Here is a 19,265-nt window from a genome sequence, read left to right as displayed (position 1 = left end):
GAACGAATGATGGATCTGCACCGACTGCGGCTGCTGCGCGAGGTCCACGGCCGCGGCACCGTGCACGGCGCGGCCCGCGCGCTCGGCTACTCGCCCAGTGCAATCTCCCAGCAGCTGGCCGTCCTGGAGCGGGAGACCGGGACCCGATTGCTCGAGCGGGTCGGTCGCAACGTGCGGCTGACCGCGGCGGGCGAGGTGCTGGTGCGGCACGCGACGGCCCTGCTGGAGGGAGTCGAGGCAGCCGAGGCGGAGTTGGCTGCGGTTGCGGCGGGCCGGGTTGCGGGAGTGGTCCGGATCGCGTCGTTCCAGTCCGCCTTCATTCGCGTCGTCGCTCCCGCGATTCGCAGCCTCGCGACAACGCATCCCGATATCCGCGTCGAGGCCGCTGAGCTCGAGGTCGAGCAGGCCGCGCCCGCGCTTCGGCTGCAGCAGTTGGACGTCATGGTCGGCGACGAGTACGACGGCCAGCCACGCGCCGTACACACCGATCTGCATCGTGAGCACCTGCTCCGCGAACAGATCCGCGTCATTCTCCCGTCGGATCACCCGCTGGCTTCTGCTGAGCGTGTCCCGATCGAGCAGCTCGCCGACCTGCCCTGGGCCGCCTGCCAGCCCAACACCGGTCATCGCGAGATGCATGTCCGCGTCTGCCGCGAGCTCGGCGGGTTCGAGCCCGATATCCGCTACAGCTCCGACGACTTCCTCATCCTGCTCGAACTCGTCCGTACGACGGGCGCGGGCGCACTGCTCCCGGATCTCGTCATCGGCGCCGGTGCTCCGGGTGTCGCCGTACGGCTGCCGGCCGAAGGGGATGTCGGGCGGGCGGTCTTCCTGCTGACCCGCCGTACCCGAACTCCCGCGGTAGCTGCCGTAACACAGGCCCTGGCCACCGCAGCCACAGATCAAACAGCTTGAGATCGGTTCAGGAAATCCAGCGCAGACTGTCGAGGGTGTCCGTCGTCGGCTTGTACTCGCAGGCTGCGACGCCTTGATAGCCGGCGGCCGCCAATGCGTCGAGTGTTGCGTCGATCGGCAGTGCGCCGGAGCCTGGCTCGCCGCGGCCGGGGCTGTCGGCGAGTTGGACGTGCGCGACCGGAACCGTCGACGCCGTGGCGAGCAGATCAACCCCGTTGCTGCCGAGGTGGAACGTGTCGAACAGCAGCGAGAGGTTGTCGACGTCTCGCAGTGGGCCGCCGAGGAGCCGCAGGACGTCGTCCGCGGTGAGCAGGGGATAGCGGCCGTTCAACCCTTCGGTCAGTGGTTCGATCAGCACCGTGCCGCCGACGGCCGCCACGGCCGAAGCGGCGGAATGGATCGCGGCTGTCGCGGTCTTCTCCTGCTCCTCCGGCGACCAGCGGTCGTCGACTTGCCCGTAGAGCAGGTTGAACAGTCGGCAACCGGTCCGCTCGGCGATCCCGACCATCGCTCGCACGTTGGCGGCCAGCTGGTCCTGTCGATCGGGATGCGACGCGACGCCGCGCTCTCCGGCCGCTATGTCCCCGCCGTAGAAGTTCAGTGCGCTGAGCGACACCCCGGCCGCCGACACGGTGCGCACGAAGTCGTCGACCTCGGCCGTCGACGGATCGGGTACGGCGAACGGCCACCAGGACTCCACGACCCCGAAACCGGCCCGCGCGGCCGCGGCGAACCGGTCCGGATACGGCAGCTCGGTGAACAGCATCGAGACGTTCGCACTCAGCTCGTGGCCGCGGTACTCCATCGCTAAAGACTAACATCAGCTCTTGCTAGTCGTGCATTCTTGTCTAACAATCTTAGGACCCGACGACGCCGGAGGTGCGATGCACACCGAGCACGAGAACCGAGTAGCCGACTCCGATCCCGACTGGCCGTTGGCGGCGACCCGCTGGGCCCAGATCACCTTGGCCGAGGACGATCCCGCGCACTTCGACGCCGACTTCTGGCTGCGGCTGATGCGCGACAGCAAGGCCAACGCGACCTGTATCAGCGCCGGCGGGTACGTCGCCTACTACCCGACGCAACTCGAGTACCACCACCGGAGCAAGTTCCTCGGCGACACCGACCCGTTCGGAACGCTCGTCGACGGTGCCCGCAGCCTCGGCATGAGTGTGATGGCGCGGGTCGACCCGCACGCGATCCACGCCGACGCCGCCGCGGCGCACCCCGAATGGCTGGCCCGCGACCGGGACGGCAACCCGATCGAGCACTGGGCGTACCCGGGGATCTGGCTGACGTGCGCGTTCACGCCGTACCACCGGGAGTTCGTCACCGAGGTGATTCGCGAGATCGTCCGCGAGTACGGCGTGGACGCGGTCTTCGCCAATCGCTGGGAGGGGTACTACGGGATCTCGTACAGCGAGGACGCCTGCAAGTCGTTCCGGGACGAGACCGGTCTGGAGCTGCCGGCCGAGGAGTACGCCGAGGGCTGGCCGGAGTACGTCGCGTGGCGGCGCCGGCGACTCGGGAACCTGGTCGGCATCTGGGACCAGGCGGTCCGCGACCTCCGCCCGCACGCCCGCTTCGTGCCGAACATGGGGGCGCTCGCGGCGCGTGACCTGGCCCGTGATCTGGCCGAACCGGTCGCGCCGCTGTTCATCATCGACAAACAAGGCCGGCACGGGATCGAGGCGCCGTGGGCGGCCGGCCGGAACGGGAAGCGCAATCGCGGCGTGTTCCCGGATCGGCCGGTCCGGCTCATCACGTCCGTCGGGCCCGAGCACAAGTACCGCTGGAAGGACTCGGTCGCGCCGCCGGAGGAGACGAAGACCTGGATCGTCGACGGGTTCGCGCAGGGCGCGCTGCCGTGGTTCACGAAGTTCAACGCGAGCGTGGCGGACCAGCGGTGGGTGCAGCCGGTCGTCGAGGCGTTCAACCTGCACGCGTCGGTCGAACCGGTGCTCAAGGATCTGCGGATCACCGCCGAGGTCGCGCTGCTCGACCCGACCCGGACCGGCCAGCTGCGGGCCGGCGACAACGACCACGAGGACGGCTTCTATCACGCGCTCGTCGAGGCGCGCGTGCCGTTCGAGTTCGTCTCCGACCAGGCGATGACGGTCGAGCGGCTGAGCGAGTTCAAGGTCGTCGTCCTCGCGAACGCCGAGCAGCTCAGCGACGACCAGTGCGCGACCCTCCGGTCGTACGTCGACGGCGGCGGGTCGCTCGTGGCGGCGTACCAGAGCTCGCTGTACGACGAGAACGGGAACCGGCGGACCGACTTCGGGCTCGGGGACGTCCTCGGCGTCCGGCTGACCGAGGCGAGCCGGCCGGTGCAGAACAACTACATCGCGTTGACGGACGCGCATCCGGTGAACGCCGGCTTCGAGGGTACGACGCGGATCATTGGCGGCACCCACATCATCGGAGTCGCGTCGGACGCGGTCACGCCGTTCCGGTTCATCCCGGACTTCCCGGACCTGCCGATGGAGGAGGTCTACCAGCGAGAGGCTCCGGACCGGCCTGCGGTGATCTGCACCGAGAACGCTGAGGGCGGCCGGACGGTCTACTTCCCGTTCGATCTCGGAGCGATCTTCTGGGAGGCGTTGCAATCCGATCATGGCCGGCTGATCGCCAACGCGGTCTCCTGGGTGCTCGGCAAGACGCCCGAGGTGACGGTCGACGGCGCGGGGCTGGTGGACGTCGCGGTGCATCGGGGCGTGAACGAGGTCGCCGTCGCGTTGGTCAACCTCACGAATCCGATGGCGATGCGAGGGGCGATCCGCGAGACGCTCCCGTTGCCGCCGCAGACCGTGTCGATCGCCGTACCGACGGATCGGCCGAAGGTCCGGCTGCTGGTGGCCGGGGTGGACCTGGAGCCGGACGTCGTCGACGGGCGGGCCGAGATCGTGATTCCGACCGCCGGACTGCTCGAGGTCGTGCACGTCGATTGGAGCCAGGCATGAGAATCGGGTTCATCGGACTAGGGGTGATGGGCCGGCCGATGGCGGACAACCTGGTTGCCGCGGGCCACGAACTCTCGGTGTATCGCGGCCGGATCGACCTCGAGGCACACGTGTGCGCGTCGGCCAAGGAGGTGGCCGAGCAGTCCGAGGTCGTGATCCTGATGGTGCCGGACACTCCTGACGTCGAGGCGGCGTTGTTCGCGCCGGGCGGGGCCGCCGAGGGGCTGCGGGCGGGGTCGTTGGTGATCGACATGAGTTCGATCTCGCCGACGGCCACCATCGGTTTCGCGCAGCTGATCGAGAAACTGGGCTGCGACTACCTGGACGCACCGGTGTCCGGCGGCGAGCTCGGTGCGCGGGACGGGACGCTGACGATCATGGCCGGCGGCAGGCCGGACGTGTTCGAGCGGGCGCGGCCGATCTTCGACGTCCTCGGGAAGAACGTCACGCTGATCGGCGGCCCCGGCGCGGGGCAGACCGCGAAGGTCGCGAACCAGATCATCGTCGGGCTGACCATCGAAGCGGTGGCCGAGGGACTGCTGTTCGCGGAACGGGCCGGCGCAGATCCGGCCGTCGTACGGCAGGCGCTGATGGGAGGGTTCGCGAGCTCACGCATTCTCGAGGTGCACGGCGAGCGGATGGTCGATGAGGCCTTCGAGCCGGGGTTCCGGCTGCGGCTGCACCGCAAGGACCTCGGGCTGGCCGTTCAGGCCGCGGCCGAACTGGATCTGGCGCTGCCGAACACCGCCGCGACGCAGCAGTTGATGAACGCTGCCATCGCGGACGGGGACGGGGAGCTCGACCACTCCGCGCTGTACCGGACGTTGCGCCGGGAGCACTCATGAGGCTCTGGTGGCAGGACCCGTTCCGGATGTTCCAGACCAACCTGCGCGAGATCGACGCCGGGCTGGACGTCGAGTCGGTGCTGGACTATCTGGAGGAGTTCGGCGCGGACACTTGGTTGCTGAGCGTCGGCGGGATCTTGTCGAACTACCCGACCGATCTGGAGTTCCAGACGCGCAACCCGTACCTGGCGGAGCGGCCGTCCGGTGACCTGGTCGGTGACGCGGTGAAGGCGGCGGCGCGGCGCGGGATCCGGGTGATGGGCCGGATGGACTTCTCCAAGATCGACCAGCGGCGCGCGGAGGCGCATCCGGACTGGTGCTTCGTCGGACCGAGCGGGGCACGGGAGGTCTACAACGGGCTGACGAGTGTGTGCCCGAGTGGTGACTACTACCAGGTGAAGCTCTTCGAGGTGCTGGACGAGGTGCTCGACCGGTATCCGCTGGACGGCTTCTTCTGCAACTGGATGTCGTTCAACGAGGTCGACTACAGCCGTGTCTACCACGGGGTCTGCCACTGCGTGGCTTGTCAGGAGCGGTACGACGGTGTGCTGCCGGACGACCGTGACTCACCTGGTTACGTGGACTGGCAACGGTTCTCGAAGGACGTACTGGCCGATCTCACCGGGAGGATCCGGGATCACCTGGAGGCCCGACGTCCGGATGCGCCGCTGGTCCTCGGCGATCAGGCGGACATCGTGTTCCACGAGGCGAACAACGCGGTCGGCCGGCGGTTGTGGCATCACCGGACCAGCGAGAGCGTGAGTGCGGCGAAGACCTTTCGTCCGACGGTCCCGGTGCTGACCAACTCGGTGGGCTTCGTCGACATGCCGTACCGGATGGCCAGTGAAGATCCGCAGCATTTCGCGCAGTACCTGGTGCAGGCGATCGCCCGCGGCGCCAACCCCTCGACGTACATCATGGGGACGCCGGACACCACGCCGTACGCCTGCCTGGACGTCGCGTCGAGGCTCACGCGGTTCCACCGCGAGCACGCGGACGTGTACTGCGACCTGGTGCCGGCGGCGGAGACGCTACTGGTCAGACCAGTGCACTCGCGGGCCGAGTTCGAAGGTCTGTACCTTGCGCTCCTGCAACGCCATGTGCCGTTCGACGTGCTGCCGGAAGAGCGTCTCGGAGAGGTGGACCTGAGCCGCTATCGGGTGGTTGTGCTGCCGGATGTCGGACCAGTGGACCTAGGCGACTACGCGGGTCGGGTAGTTGCCACCGGCACCACCGACGTGCGACGTCTCCCCGTCAGACGGCTGGCCCGGTACGAGACCGAAGCGGCTACCCGGTCCTTGCATCTCGAGGGCGGTGTTCCGGTGTTCGGAGCCTTCGACGTGGTCGAGCCGCCGCCCGACGCCGAGGTCGGCCTACGGGCGATGTCGCGGGCGCCGTACGGGCCGCCGGAGAAGTGCTACGGGCACGAGCTGCTCGACCATCCCGGGATGGTCAAGCAGGGCGACGTGGTGCTCTTCCCGTGGACCATCGGACAGGCCTACCGGGAGGTGGGGTTGAGCGTTCATCGCGATCTGTTCGCGGATCAGGTGGGCGGAGCGGTGCAGACGGACCTGCCGGAACAGGTCGAGATCGTGGTGGGGCGGTCGGCGGCGGGGTTCGTCGTACATCTGCTGAACAGATCGGGGGACACCGACCAGCGATTCGCTCCGCCCGTACGGATCGGGCCGGCCCGGATGCGGGTGCCGGCCGGCGTACGCGAGGTGCGGGCGCTGGTGGCGCAGGAGCGCCTGCGGGTGAGCGACGGGTGGGTGCAGGTGCCGGAGATCGGATTGTTCGACGTACTCGTCTGTGTGTGAGGAGAACGAGATGGATCGGCGAGGATTTCTCAAGGTGTCACTGGGCACGGGGCTCGCGGCGACAGCGATCACAACGGTCGCCGGCTGCGGCGGCAGCGGCGGCGGATCGTCGGGCGGTGGCGGGGACGTCACCCTGCGGTACGCGTGGTGGGGCAACAACATCCGTCAGCAGAACTACACCAAGGCCCTGAAGCAGTTCAGTACGGCGAACCCGTCGATCACGATCGAGCCGGAGTTCGCCGACTACACCGCCTTCCAGGAACGGATGACGACGCAGATCGCGGCCCGCGACGTACCGGACATCTTCTGGATCGCGTCGCCGCAGGTGATGACGTACCACAAGAGCAAGCTGTACCGGAAGCTCGACGACATCCCCACGCTGAAATGGGACGACTACAGCAAGGAAGACCTGGAGACCTTCAAGCTCGACGGGCAGCTCAACACGTTGCCGTTCGGCATCTTCACCCCGGTGATCCGCTACAACGAGACCGTCGCCAAGGCCGACGGCGTGACCGTTCCGCCCGAGGGGCCGGGCTGGACCTGGGACAGCCTGGCCGAGCTCCTCGTTGCCTACAGCAAGAACAATCCCGGGAAGCGCAAGGGTACGCCGTACGCGCCCGACCACGACCTCACCTTCGAGGCCTGGCTGCGGCAGCGGGGTGAGCAGCTGTGGACGCAGGACGGTCAGGTCGGGTTCACCGAGGACGGTCTGGGGAGCTGGCTCGACTGGTGGGAGAAGCTGCGCAAGGCCGGCGGTGCGTTGTCGCTGAGCGAGCAGGAGGGGATGGGCCCGGACTGGGCTCAGGTGGGGAAGAAGGTCCTGGTGAACTTCGGCAACTCCAACCACATCATCGACGACGCGAAGATGTTCCCGCAGGAGAAGTTCCGGTTGCGGGCGGCCCCGATCGCCGCGGGCGCGCCGGCCGGGCACAAGTACCTGTACTTCCCGCGGATGGCGATCTACCAGCGCATCGACGACGAAAATCTCGAGGCGGCCGGCAAGGTCCTGAACTACAACGTGAACAACGCCGAGATGCTGAAGACCGTCCGGCTGACCATGGGCGCGCCGACGAACCCGAAGGTCGCCGAGCAGGCCGCCGCGTTCGCGAGCCCGGACGAGAAGGAGATGCTCGCCGTGGTCGCGAAGGAACGTGCGGCCGAGCGGAAACCGCGGTACGAGGCCCCACCCGGTTCGAGCACCTGGCGGACGACGATGGCCCGGATCTGCGAGGAGATCGCGCTGGGCAAGACCGCGGTGCCGGCCGGCGCGAAGAAGCTGGTCGACGAGATCGGCGCCGGGATCAAGCGGGCCACATGACGTCCCGCTCCAGGTTCCACCTCGATCGCCAGGGGCGGGCGGCGCACGTCTTCCTGATCCCCTGGCAGTTGGGGTTCCTGCTGATCACCGCGGTGCCGTTGCTCGCGTCGCTGTATCTGGCGTTCACGAACTACGACATCCTCAATCCGCCGGAGTGGACCGGGCTGGAGAACTTCCAGCGGATGATCCACGACGACCAGTTCTGGGCCTCGGTCCGCGTGACCCTGATCTACGTGCTGGTGTCGGTGCCGCTGCAGCTCGCCTTCGCCCTGCTGCTCGCGCTGATCCTCGACCGCGGCCTGAGCGGACTGGCGTTCTACCGCAGCGCGTTCTACCTGCCGTCCCTGCTGGGGTCTTCGGTGGCGATCGCGATCCTGTGGCGGGAGATCTTCGGTGACGACGGCCTGATCAACAAAGGGCTGGCACTGATCGGGATCCACGGCGAGAGCTGGTTGCAGAACCCGCGCACCGCGCTGGCGACGCTGATCGTGCTGAACGTGTGGACCTTCGGGTCGCCGATGGTGATCTTCCTGGCCGGCCTGCGGCAGATCCCGGACGAGCTGTACGAGGCGGCTCGCGTCGACGGCGCGGGTGTCTGGCGGCAGTTCACGCACGTGACGGCGCCGCTGCTCACACCGATCATCTTCTTCAACCTGATCCTGCAGACGATCGGCGCGTTCCAGACCTTCACCCAGGCGCACATCGTCAGCGGCGGCACCGGCGGTCCGGCGAACTCGACGCTGTTCTACACGCTGTACGTGTACCAGCAGGGATTCGTCGCCTTCGACATGGGCTACGCGTCCGCGCTCGCCTGGGTGCTGATGGTCGCGATCGCCGTGGTGACGGCGCTGCATTTCCTGGTCTCGAAGTACTGGGTCTTCTACGGAGACAGCTGATGGTGAATCGCTCTCTTCTCAAACACACCGGGCTCCTGGTGTTCGTGGCGTTCATGATCTATCCACTGGTGTGGATGGTGGTGAGCGCGTTCAAACCACCCGAGCAGATCCTGACCGAGCCGGGCATCATCCCGCACCAGATGACCTTCGAGAACTTCAAGGAGGGCTGGCACGCGCTGAACCGGCCGTTCTCGGCGTTCTTCGTGAACTCGCTGGTGGTGACGATCGCCTCGATCGCCGGCAACCTGTTCTCCTGCTCGCTGACGGCGTACGCGCTGGCCCGGCTGCGGTTCCGGATGCGGAAGGTGTACTTCGCGATCACGCTCGCCTCGGTGATGCTGCCGTTCCACGTGCTCGTCATTCCGCAGTACATCTTCTTCTCGCAGCTCGGCCTGGTGAACACCTACTGGCCGCTGCTGATCCCGAAGTTCCTGGCTACCGACGCGTTCTTCGTCTTCCTGATGGTCCAGTTCATCCGGACGCTGCCGCGCGAGCTCGACCGGGCGGCCTGGATCGACGGCGCCGGCCCGTTCCTGACCTTCTGGTACGTCGTGCTGCCGCTGATGCGTCCGGCGCTGGTGACGACCACGATCTTCACGTTCATCTGGACCTGGAACGATTTCTTCGTACCGTTGATCTACCTGACCAGGACGAGTGCGTTCACCGTGCCGGTGGCGCTGAACTCGATGGTCGACTCCGAGACCCAGAGTGGGGTGGGCATGCTGTTCGCCATGTCGTTGCTGTCGCTGGTCCCGATCCTGATCTTCTTCGCCGTGGCCCAGAAGTACCTGATCCGCGGTATCGCGACGACGGGACTGAAGTGATGATCATTGTCGTGGGCAAGGAATCGCCGGCGTACGTCGAGGCGGCCGGGGAGGTGCCGGTGCGTTTCGTCGACTCGCTGGACGACGCCTCGGACGTCTTCGGCGAGATGACGGCGGTGGTCGGTCGCGTGCGGCCGGAGGTGCTGGTCAAGGCGCCCCGGCTGCGCTGGGTGCACAGTCCGTCGGCCGGGGTCGACGCCGACCTCACGCCGGAGATGCTCGCGTCGCCGGTCGTCCTCACCTCGAGCGCCGGCAACGGCGGGATCTCGCTCGCCGAGCACTCGATCCTGCTGATGCTGATGCTCAACCGCGACGTACCGCGGTGGATGCGTGCGCAGACCGAGCACCGCTGGGACCACTACCGCCACAGCGAGCTGGCCGGACGGACCGTGGGCATTTACGGTCTCGGCAACTCGGGCCTCGATCTCGCCTTGAAGGCGAAGGCGTTCCACATGCGGGTTCTCGGCGTACGGCGGCGTCCTGGGCAGCCGTCGCCGAACGTCGACGAGCTGTGCGATCTCGACCAGTTGCTCGCGGAGTCGGACTTCGTCGTGGTGACGACACCGCGGACGCCCTCGACGATCGGGGTCTTCGGCCCTGACGCGTTCGCGCGGATGAAGCCGACGGCGTACTTCATCTGCATCTCGCGCGGCGGGATCGCCGACGACGACGCGCTGCTGAAGGCGTTGCGGACCGGGCAGATCGCGGGCGCCGGCCTGGATGCGCACGGGGTGGAGCCGCTGCCGCCGGACAGCCCGTTCTGGTCGCTGCCGAACGTCATCGTGACGCCACACAACGGCGCCACCAGCGACGGCACCGTCCGGCGGCACCAGGAGATCGTCGCGGACAACATCCGCCGTTTCGCCGTCGGCGAGCCGTTGCAGAACGTGGTGGACAAAGCCGCGGGTTACTAGGCCACTACACTTGCCAGACCAGTTTCGATGGCGGAGGGGGTGCTGTGAGCACCGAAGCGCGTCTTGAGCTCGGGCCGTCCTCGCTGACCGACGCGCTCTACGAGTCGATCCGCAAGCGGATCGTGAACGGCGAGATCCCGCAGGGGGAGAAGCTCACCGAGGTCCGGCTCGCCACGGAGTACAACGTGGCCCGGCCGACCGCGAAGGCGGCGCTCGAGCGGCTCACGGCGCTCGGCCTGTTGCGGCGTACCGCGCACAAGACAGCGATCGTTCCGGTGCTCGACGAGGCCGAGATCCGGGACCTGTTCTTCAGCCGGATGACGATCGAGAAGGCGGCGGTGTCCGCGCTGGCCGCGACCGGCCAGGTGCCGGCCGACGCCGCCCGGGCCCAGGTCGCGATCGAATACGCCGCGCGCGACCGGCTGTTCGAGAACCAGGTCGAGGCGGATATCGCGTTCCACACGGCGTTGGTGGCCGCGGTCGGCAGTCGCCGGCTGACCCGGATGCACGAGCTGATCATCGGCGAGGTGCAGCTGACCATGGGCCAGTACCAGGCGCACCGCAAGGCCGCGCCGACCACGGTCGCCGAAGAGCACGCCGCGATCCTCAAGTCGATCGAGGAAGGCGCCCCGGAGGCCGCGGCCGAGCACCTGGCCTACCACCTCGAGCAGGCCCGGGGCCGCCTGCTCAGCACGCTGTCTGGGGATTGACGAAAACGGTCCGGCTTGGGAGGGTCGGGGTGAACGGGTGGGTCTGGGGGAGGGCCAGCCGCCCGTCGGGGGTCAGACGCTCTCTGGGGTGAGTTTTCGCGCTGCGCTCGACGGCGACGACCGGTCTGCGCGGTGTGCGTGGTGTGCGTGGTGTGTTCTGCGCGCGCCGCTCTGTGACAGGCGACAGTGGTTCGGGGAGCGGACAATGATCGACGATTTGAGAGAACGCACGCGCGGACAGGTCTTCACAGCCGGCGACGAGGGGTACGACGAGGCGCGCCGGGTCAACAATGCGATGCACGACAAGCACCCGCAGGTGATCGTCCGGTGCGAGAACGCCGGTGACGTGATGGCGGCGATCGACTACGCCCGTACTCAAGAGCTGGAGATCGCGGTGCGCGGCGGCGGGCACAGTGTGCCGGGGTTCGGAACGGTCGACGACGGGCTCGTCATCGATCTGAGCGGGATGCGGAACGTCCGGGTGGATCCGGTGAACCGGACGGCGCGGGCGGGCGGCGGGGCGACGTGGGGCGACTTCAACGCGGCCACGCATGCGTTCGGGCTGGCCACCACCGGCGGGATCATCTCGACCACCGGTGTCGGCGGGCTGACCCTCGGCGGCGGGATCGGGTACCTGGACCGGGGCCTCGGGCTGTCCTGCGACAACCTGGTGTCGGCCGACGTGGTGACCGCGGACGGGCGGTTCCTGATCGCGAGCGAGAAGGAGAACGAGGACCTGTTCTGGGCGTTGCGCGGCGGTGGCGGCAACTTCGGTGTGGTGACCGCGCTCGAGTTCCGGCTGGCGCCGGTGTCGACGATCTACGGCGGCCCGATGTTCTTCGAGATGTCCGACGCGGTCGCCGTACTGTCGGGCTTCCGGGAACTGATCAAGGACGCGCCCGAGCAGCTCGGAGGGTTCCCGGCGTTCCAGATCGCGCCGCCGCTGCCGTTCATTCCGGAGAACCGGCACGGCGAGCCGTTCGCGGTGATCGTCGGCTGCTGGGCGGGCGATCTCGACGACGGGGAGACGCAGATCTCGAAGTTCCGCGAGTTCGCGCCGGTGATGGCCGAGCACGTCGGCCCGATGCCGTACCCGGCGTTGAACGCCATGTTCGACGGCCTGGTGCCGCCGGGTCTGCAGCACTACTGGAAGGCGAACTTCGTCACCGAGCTGACCGACGAGGCGATCCAGGCGCACGTGCGGCACGCGCCCGGTCTGCCGGCGGTGAACTCGACCGTGCACATCTATCCGATCAACGGCGCCTGCCACCGGGTGACACCGGACGCGACCGCGTTCGCCTACCGGGACGCGAACTTCGCGACCGTGATCGCCGGAATGTGGCCGGACCCGGCGGACAACGAGGCCGGGATCGAGTGGGTGCGGTCGTACTACGACGATGTCTCGCCGCACTCCGAGGCCGGCGGGTACATCAACTTCATGGCCGGCGACGACCAGGGCCGGATCCGGGACAACTACCGGCAGAACTACGACCGGCTGGCCGAGGTCAAGCGCAAGTACGACCCGGGCAACGTGTTCCACCTGAACCAGAACATCGCCCCTTAGGGCGTTGGGGGTGCGGCCGGTACGACGTCGTACCGGCCGCTCACTGTCCTACAAAGTCAGCAGGCGTTGGAAGAACGCGCGGTACCGCTGGAGCGCCGAGCGGAGATCCTCGGTCGACGGCTCGCCGTCCGACCACTGCTGCTCGAGGTCCCGGTGCTGGCGGTCGAAGCCGTCCGCCAGGTGCTTGAGCACGTCGTCGACGAGCTTGTCGGCCTCGCTGACGGCATTGCGCGGATCGTCCACGAACCCTTGCTGGACGACCTCCCAGCGGGTGCGGTAGTCGACAGCGGAGTCCTCGGCCACCAACGGTTCATCGGCCGTCGTGCCCGCCGTACCCGCACTTTCTGCAGGCTCGGCCGTGCTCGCTGTGCCCGCCGTACCCGCACTTCCAGCAGGCTCGGCCGTGCTCGCCGTGCCGGCTGTGTCTGCGGTGTCTGTGGTCTCTGTCGTGTGCGTGGTGTCGGGGGTGTGGTGGCCGGCCAGGTCGGGGTCGGCTTCGACGTCGTCGTTGTCCAGGGTGCGGTCGTCGTCGAGGGCGACGTCGCGACGGTCGTCAGGCGTGCTCATGCTTGCTCCTTGGTGTTGGTCGGGCGGGAGTTCGTGCTGTCGTCCAGCAGGGCGTCGACGAGCTGGCGATACGCGGTGACCGCGCGCCGCAGGTCCTCGGTGTCGGCCTCGCCGCGTGCCTGGGCGACCGCGACGCGGTGCGCCTCGCGGTAGTGCATCGCGACCTCGGGATGCTCGACCGAGATGTCGTCGGCCCGCTGGTCGAACTCGTCGACCGGGTAGCCGGCTTCGCGCATCATGCGCAGCACCAGCCGATCCGCGTCCGAAACCGCTCCGGCGGGACGGTCGACGAAGCTCTGCTGTACGCCGGCCCACTCCGCGCGGTAGGTCTCGGCCGATTCGCGCGTCAGCGGTGTGATGTCCAGCCGCGACATCCGCCGCTCCCGCCCGCGCAGCTCACGCTCGGCGCTGCGGCGGTCGCCCGACTCCTCGACGGTGCGCTCGTACTCCGGGCCGAACCGCTGCTGCAGTTCGCCGGAGCGTCTGCGCTGGTACAGGTAGAACAACGCCGCTGCCGCGAGCAGCACCACGACGATGATCACGATGGTGAGGACGGTACCCATCAGAACTCCAGTCCGATTGCACGTGTGGATCCGCGATCAGCAGCGGCCGATCGCGTGAATCCCTGGCAGACGGTCCCCAGCGCCGCCTCGATCCCCCGTGACCCCGACCGGTACCCAGGGCTTACGCGAACAAGCCTCCGGCCGGCCACCCTGCTGCGGGTGACCGGCCGGATGCACTCAGGCCTTCGGTGCGAGCTTGTCGGCTGCGCGGTGTGTGCCTCGGTGCGGGTCAGTCGGCGTCGTGGCCGGTGTTGTCGAGCCAGTGCTGGGCGAGGTCGATGTCGCCGGCGACGGCGATGCCGGTCGCCTCGCGGTCGGCGAGCCGGCGTCGGCGGGTCAAGGTCAGCAGCAACGACTGCGCCGGTCCGCTCACCGTCACATCGGCCTGCTGGGTTTCGGGCCGCCACGTCGCCCCCTCAGGGCGCCGTTCGATGAACCAAGCGCCCGTGTCGGTGGCGAGCCACTGGAGGGTCTGCCCGGTGCCGCGGATGGCCTGGGCGGACTCGGCCCGCTGCATCTCCCACGTGGGGGAGGTGAGCATCGCGAGGTGGTTGCTGATGAGCGCGGCGGCGATGTCGGCCTCGATGTCGGCCGGCCGATTCGCGGCATTGGCTGCGTCGACGCCGTGGACGACCGACTCGTTGAGGACGCTGCTCAGCCAGAACTGCGCCCCGGAGCGCTCGTCGCCCGCGGCGTTGAACACCGGCGCGTCGAGCGCGTCATCGGAGCACGCATCCGCGACTCGCTGCGCGGCCTCCGACAGCCACGTCTCCCACTCGCCGGGGTCGGCGGGGAGTACGGCCATCTCCGTCGGCAGCTGTGCCGGGTCGGTGATGCGCCGCTCGATGATCTCCGCGACCCAGTGATGGGTCTGGCCCACGTGCTCGACGAGGTCGGCGACGGTCCACTTCGGGGCTGTCGGCACGGCGGCGTCAGGTCCGGCCGCGGCGGCTGATTCCGCCAGTCGTTGGGTGTGTTCGACGATCGCTCGCCGGGCATATTCCGCGTTCAGCTCGGTCATTGGATTCGTTCTCCGATGGGTTCGTGGTGCGGCCAGTACGTCGTCGACGTACCGGCCGCAGGTGGGTCAGGCCTTCGGTGCGAGCTTGTGGACGACGATGCCGGACTTGAAGGTCGTCGTGCCGAGCAGCTCCAGGTGGGTGATGTCGATCCCGGTGCCCTGGAACATGGTTTGGCCCTCGGCGACCACCGGGAAGATCCAGAAGTGGTACTCGTCGACGAGCTTGTTCTCCAGCAGCGTCTTCGAGAACGACCCGGTGCCGTACTTGATCAGGTCGCCGCCCTCGGACTCCTTGAGCTTGCGGACGGCCTCGGCCGCGTCGCCCTCGAGCGGCTGTGCGTTCCACTTCCACTCGGTGACCGTGCGGGAGGCGACCCACTTCGGCATCGCGTTGAAGATGTCGGCGAACGGGTCGCCGGCCCGCGAGAGCCAGGCGTCCGCGAAGCCCTCGTAGGTGACGCGGCCGAGCACCTGTCCCTCGACGCCCTCCATCAGCGACTGGTTGTAGGCCATGTGCTCCTCGTCCCAGTACGGCGGGCTCCAGTTCTGCGGCTCGTCGATGACGCCGTCCAGGGTGACGAACGTGGATTCGATCAGCTTCCTCATGGGTCTGTTCCTCTCAGGGTTGGTACGGGCGCCGCGTACGGGCGTCCTGTAGTGCTTCGGCCCACCAGACGAGCTGGTCGAGCATGAGCTTGGCGGTTGCCTCGTAGCCGGCGGAAGGCCGTGGCCAGCCGCCGTCGGCAGTGAACTGCTCCCAGTAGCAGGGCAGTGCGACGGTGTTGCGAATGGTGACCGCCTGGAGTTCTGTGAAGACCTGCCGCAGCTGCGCGGTGGCGTGGCAGCCGCCGCTCTCCCGGCCGTAGCTGACGATCGCTACGGGCTTGGCGTGCCACTCCTCGTAGTACCAGTCCAGTGCGGTCTTCAACGTGGCCGGAAAGCTGCAGTTGATCTCCGGTGTGACGACAGCGAACGCATCCGCGGCGGCCAGTCTGCTGCTCAGTACGGCGACCTCTTGCGGTGTCTCGTCGTCCGCATCCGGCAGCGTGGTCGGCAGGTTCGCAGCTGCCAGGTCGACCAGGTCGACGTCGAACTGCTTCGCTGCCTGCTCCGCGAGCCAGTGCGCCACGGTCGGTCCGAACCGGCCGCGCCGGGTGCTGCCGATGATCACTGCCAGTCGCATCTGCGTCCTCCTTCCGTCTGACACAGACTCTGCCGGAAGGGGTTTACGGTTTCTTTCCGGTCCTTTCTGGCTGACCGGAATAAGGTGCCGTCATGCGCTTCGGGGTACTGGGACCGGTGACGGCCTGGACGGACGCGGGGACGCCCGTGGTCATCCAGGGGCTGAAGGTGCGTGCGCTGCTGGCTGACCTGCTGGTGCACGAGGGCCGACCTGTGCCCGCGGACCGTCTCATCGACGACCTGTGGGGGTCGGAACTGCCCGGTAACCCGTCCGGCACGCTGTCCGCGAAGGTGTCTCAGCTACGACGGGCTTTTGAGGACGCTGAGCCCGGTAGCCGCTCGCTGGTGCAGTCCGGTCCGGCCGGCTACTCGTTAGTGGTTTCTGCCGGGACGTACGACGCTCTGCAGTTCGGTGAACTGCTGGCTGCCGGCTCGGTCGACGAGGCGCTGGCGTTGTGGCGCGGCCCGGCGTACGCCGACTTTGCGGACGACGCGTTCGTAGAGACAGCTGTCGCCCGGCTGACCGATCTGCGGCTCACTGCTCTCGAGCAGGCCGATCTACCTGTTGTGGACCTCGCAGCGCTCGTGAAAGAGCACCCGCTGCGTGAAGGACTCCGTGCTGCGCACATGAAGGCGCTCTATCGTTCCGGAAGGCAGTCCGAGGCGCTCGAGAGTTTTGATGAGCTACGGCAGCTCCTGTTGGAGGACCTCGGGCTGGACCCCAGTCCGGAGCTGGTGGCGCTGCAGCAGTCGATCCTCGCTCAGGAGCTGCCGCACGCACGGAACAACCTTCCGGCTCAGCTGACTGAGTTGATCGGTCGCACCGATGCGCTGGCGGATGTGGGTGCCTGTTTGGGCACATCACGGTTAGTAACGCTGACTGGTCCGGGAGGTGTCGGCAAGACTCGCTTGGCGCTGGCTGCTGCGGCTGGTGTTGCGGACCGGTTCGCTGACGGCGTCGTGCTGGTCGAGCTGGCCGCCGTGACTCCTGACGCGTTGTCGGTCACCAACTCGCTCACTGACGCAGTGCAGGCAGCTCTGGATCTCCGCGACACCGAAGGCACCCCTGTGGTCGATCGGTTGGCCTCAGTCATGGGCTCCCGGCTGCTGGTGCTGGACAACTGCGAGCAGATCGTCGAGGAGGTTGCTGCACTGACAGACCGCTTGCTGGCTGCTGCTCCAGGGCTACGCGTCCTGGCGACAAGCCGTGAGCCGCTCGGTCTCGCTGGAGAAGTCGTGTGGAGCGTGCCGCCGTTGTCTGTGCCGCCGCTCTCGGGTGGAGTGGAGGTCGTCGGCGAGTGCAGTGCGGCGCAGCTCTTCGTCACCCGGGCCGCTGCAGCGTCACGTGGCTTCGCCCTGACGGACGAGACCGTTGCCGATGTCGCCGTACTGTGCAGGCGGCTGGACGGGATCCCGCTCGCGTTGGAGCTCGCCGCGACGCGTGTACGAGCGCTCGGGGTACGTGGGCTCGTAGCGCGGCTGGACGATCGCTTCCGGTTGCTGGCGACGGGACACCGCGGTGCTGCGCCACGACAACAGACGCTGCGCGCGATGATCGACTGGAGCTGGGAGCTGCTGGCGCTGGATGAGCAGTCCGTGCTGCAGCGTCTCGCAGTACATGCAGATGGTTGTACGGCGGATGCCGCGGCAGCTGTCTGCGGTGAGGACGACGTACTGGATGTGCTGGCGCGTTTGGTCGACCGGTCGCTCGTCGTACCGGTGGATGGTGGTCGCTTCCGGTTGCTGGAGTCGGTGGCGGCGTACTGCGTCGAGAAGCTGCGGGCGGCCGGTGAGCTCGAGTCGTCACGTGCTAGGCATCTGTCGTACTACGTGTCGCTGGCTGAGGCGGCGAGGCCCGGGTTGTTCGGTGACGAGCAGAGCAGGTGGCTGCTGTTGCTGGACGAGGACTCCGCGAACTTCCGGACCGCACTGGACCGTGCTGTCACCACGGGGCAGTCGGACCTCGCTGAGCGGCTTGTGGACGCGCTGTCTTGGTACTGGTTCCTGCGTGGTCGGTATGTGGAGGCCATGCGATCTCTGGACACTGTGCCGGGTTCTGCTCGCGCTGGAGTGTGGCGGGCCGGGTTCATGTACCTGCTCGGGCACCCTGACGCACCAGCGGAGCGGGACCGTTGGCTGGACAGTGCCGATGCCATGGGGCAGTGGTGGATCGCGCATGCCGCCAGCGACGTCGGAGACCTCTCGGGATGCCTGTCGCTGCTCAACCAGGCCCTGAAGAGCTTCGAGGCCGACGGGAATCAGTGGGGCGTGGCGGCCGTGCTGGCTGCGCGCGCGAAGCATGCGCACGTACGGGCGGATCTGCCGGCGCTGTACGACGACGCGAGTCAGAGCATCGGGACCTTCCGGGCGCTGGGGGACCGGTGGGGCGTGTTGCAGGCGACGGGGTGGTTCGGGGCGCACGCCGAGCTCGTCGGCGACTTCGACGAGGCGGAGCGGCTGCACCTCGAAGGCGCTGAGGCCGCGGAGGAGATCGGGCTGTGGCCTGAGGTCGCCAACGCGTTGGGCATGCTCGGGTGGACGGCGATCCGGCGAGGCCACTACGACTCGGCCAGGACGTACGGCGAACGTGCGCTGCGGCTGGCGACCGAGCAAGGGCAGCGTGCGTCGCAGGCTCTGGCGGAGTTGGTGCTCGGCTTCGCGGCTCGTCGCTCCGGCGCCCTGGACGAGGCTTCGGAGCGGTTGCAGGCGTTGATCGACGCGGCTCGCTTGCAGACGGAATCCGTGCTGTATCTGTCGATCGTCCTTGAGGAGCTGGGGCACGTCAGGGAGCTGCAGGGCCGGTCGGACGACGCGTTGGAGCTGCACATGGAGGCCTTCCGGGTCTCGGAGGAGTTCGACTCGCTGCGGGGCATGTGCTGGGCGCTGGAGGGGATCGCGGGCTCGCACCCGGACAAGACCCTGGCTGCGACCCTGCTGGGGAGCTCGTCCGCGACCAGGGCCACCGAGAACTATCTGATGGCCTCGACAGAGGAGGAGGACCTCGCCCGGGCGGTCGCCGCGGCGTCGTCTGCGCTGGGCCCTGCGGCGTATCAGGTGGCGTTCACCCGTGGCGAAGGATTGAGTCCGGCGGACGCGTTCGGGCTGCTCGTCCGGCAGTAGATGTTCTGTGGTTGAGATTATTCGTCTATCGAAGTAGTTTTGCTTC

The 19,265-nt window shown here is 68.0% G+C and carries 17 protein-coding genes; 11 read left to right on the top strand and 6 right to left on the bottom strand.

Features of this window, described 5'->3' with window-relative positions:
- Positions 1 to 6 precede the first annotated feature (6 nt).
- On the top strand, positions 7 to 915 hold the full coding sequence (locus ACLJOO_RS40565; protein ID WP_410793431.1) for a LysR family transcriptional regulator: 909 nt from the start codon (positions 7 to 9) through the stop codon (positions 913 to 915).
- A gap of 7 nt (positions 916 to 922) precedes the next feature.
- On the opposite strand, the gene ACLJOO_RS40560 is transcribed toward ACLJOO_RS40565, so the two are convergent.
- Positions 923 to 1,720, bottom strand: coding sequence for a TIM barrel protein (locus tag ACLJOO_RS40560; RefSeq protein WP_410793429.1), 798 nt, complete (start codon positions 1,718 to 1,720; stop codon positions 923 to 925).
- Between the two features lie 79 nt (positions 1,721 to 1,799).
- Between ACLJOO_RS40560 and ACLJOO_RS40555 the strand changes: the two genes are divergently transcribed.
- The 9 genes from ACLJOO_RS40555 to ACLJOO_RS40515 all read left to right on the top strand — a co-directional run bounded on the left by ACLJOO_RS40555 (position 1,800) and on the right by ACLJOO_RS40515 (position 12,766).
- The gene (locus ACLJOO_RS40555; protein WP_410793427.1) at positions 1,800 to 3,878 is read left to right on the top strand and encodes an alpha-amylase family protein; all 2,079 of its coding nucleotides are present in this window, start codon (positions 1,800 to 1,802) and stop codon (positions 3,876 to 3,878) included.
- Positions 3,875 to 4,723 carry a 2-hydroxy-3-oxopropionate reductase gene (locus ACLJOO_RS40550; RefSeq protein WP_410793425.1) on the top strand — a complete coding sequence of 283 codons (849 nt, stop codon included), beginning with the start codon at positions 3,875 to 3,877 and terminating at the stop codon, positions 4,721 to 4,723. The genes ACLJOO_RS40555 and ACLJOO_RS40550 overlap by 4 nt, the downstream gene beginning before the upstream one ends.
- On the top strand, positions 4,720 to 6,540 hold the full coding sequence (locus tag ACLJOO_RS40545; RefSeq protein WP_410793423.1) for a hypothetical protein: 1,821 nt from the start codon (positions 4,720 to 4,722) through the stop codon (positions 6,538 to 6,540). Before ACLJOO_RS40550 ends, ACLJOO_RS40545 begins: the two co-directional genes overlap by 4 nt.
- 10 nt (positions 6,541 to 6,550) lie before the next feature.
- Positions 6,551 to 7,858, top strand: a complete 1,308-nt coding sequence (locus tag ACLJOO_RS40540; protein WP_410793422.1) for an ABC transporter substrate-binding protein — start codon at positions 6,551 to 6,553, stop codon at positions 7,856 to 7,858.
- Positions 7,855 to 8,754, top strand: coding sequence for a carbohydrate ABC transporter permease (locus ACLJOO_RS40535; protein ID WP_410793420.1), 900 nt, complete (start codon positions 7,855 to 7,857; stop codon positions 8,752 to 8,754). The genes ACLJOO_RS40540 and ACLJOO_RS40535 overlap by 4 nt, the downstream gene beginning before the upstream one ends.
- Complete coding sequence (locus ACLJOO_RS40530; protein WP_410793418.1) at positions 8,754 to 9,578, top strand: carbohydrate ABC transporter permease; 825 nt, start codon at positions 8,754 to 8,756, stop codon at positions 9,576 to 9,578. The genes ACLJOO_RS40535 and ACLJOO_RS40530 overlap by 1 nt, the downstream gene beginning before the upstream one ends.
- On the top strand, positions 9,578 to 10,492 hold the full coding sequence (locus ACLJOO_RS40525) for a D-2-hydroxyacid dehydrogenase (protein ID WP_410793416.1): 915 nt from the start codon (positions 9,578 to 9,580) through the stop codon (positions 10,490 to 10,492). Before ACLJOO_RS40530 ends, ACLJOO_RS40525 begins: the two co-directional genes overlap by 1 nt.
- 44 nt (positions 10,493 to 10,536) lie before the next feature.
- Positions 10,537 to 11,202 (top strand): GntR family transcriptional regulator, encoded by a 666-nt coding sequence (locus tag ACLJOO_RS40520; RefSeq protein WP_410793414.1) that lies wholly within the window; start codon positions 10,537 to 10,539, stop codon positions 11,200 to 11,202.
- A gap of 205 nt (positions 11,203 to 11,407) precedes the next feature.
- Complete coding sequence (locus ACLJOO_RS40515) at positions 11,408 to 12,766, top strand: FAD-binding oxidoreductase (protein ID WP_410793413.1); 1,359 nt, start codon at positions 11,408 to 11,410, stop codon at positions 12,764 to 12,766.
- 48 nt (positions 12,767 to 12,814) lie between these two features.
- Here the strand turns inward: ACLJOO_RS40515 and ACLJOO_RS40510 are convergent, their stop codons facing one another.
- From ACLJOO_RS40510 to ACLJOO_RS40490, 5 genes are all read right to left on the bottom strand, one after another.
- Positions 12,815 to 13,333 (bottom strand): hypothetical protein, encoded by a 519-nt coding sequence (locus ACLJOO_RS40510; RefSeq protein ID WP_410793411.1) that lies wholly within the window; start codon positions 13,331 to 13,333, stop codon positions 12,815 to 12,817.
- Positions 13,330 to 13,896: a hypothetical protein gene (locus ACLJOO_RS40505; RefSeq protein ID WP_410793410.1), complete on the bottom strand. Its 567-nt coding sequence runs from the start codon at positions 13,894 to 13,896 to the stop codon at positions 13,330 to 13,332. Before ACLJOO_RS40505 ends, ACLJOO_RS40510 begins: the two co-directional genes overlap by 4 nt.
- Positions 13,897 to 14,125: 229 nt before the next feature.
- Positions 14,126 to 14,917 carry a maleylpyruvate isomerase family mycothiol-dependent enzyme gene (locus tag ACLJOO_RS40500; RefSeq protein WP_410793409.1) on the bottom strand — a complete coding sequence of 264 codons (792 nt, stop codon included), beginning with the start codon at positions 14,915 to 14,917 and terminating at the stop codon, positions 14,126 to 14,128.
- Positions 14,918 to 14,983: 66 nt separating this feature from the next.
- Positions 14,984 to 15,523, bottom strand: coding sequence for a dihydrofolate reductase family protein (locus tag ACLJOO_RS40495; protein ID WP_410793407.1), 540 nt, complete (start codon positions 15,521 to 15,523; stop codon positions 14,984 to 14,986).
- A gap of 13 nt (positions 15,524 to 15,536) precedes the next feature.
- Entirely contained in the window at positions 15,537 to 16,100 is a 564-nt protein-coding gene (locus ACLJOO_RS40490) for an NADPH-dependent FMN reductase (RefSeq protein ID WP_410793405.1), read from the bottom strand.
- Between the two features lie 92 nt (positions 16,101 to 16,192).
- Here ACLJOO_RS40490 and ACLJOO_RS40485 point away from each other — a divergent pair, with 92 nt between their 5' ends.
- Positions 16,193 to 19,219: a BTAD domain-containing putative transcriptional regulator gene (locus ACLJOO_RS40485; protein WP_410793403.1), complete on the top strand. Its 3,027-nt coding sequence runs from the start codon at positions 16,193 to 16,195 to the stop codon at positions 19,217 to 19,219.
- Positions 19,220 to 19,265: the final 46 nt, after the last annotated feature.

The sequence above is a fragment of the Kribbella sp. C-35 genome (genome assembly GCF_046549195.1).
GTDB lineage: Bacteria > Actinomycetota > Actinomycetes > Propionibacteriales > Kribbellaceae > Kribbella.
The sequence above is the reverse complement of the archived record's forward strand: the minus strand, read 5'-3'. Positions and strand labels throughout refer to the sequence as shown.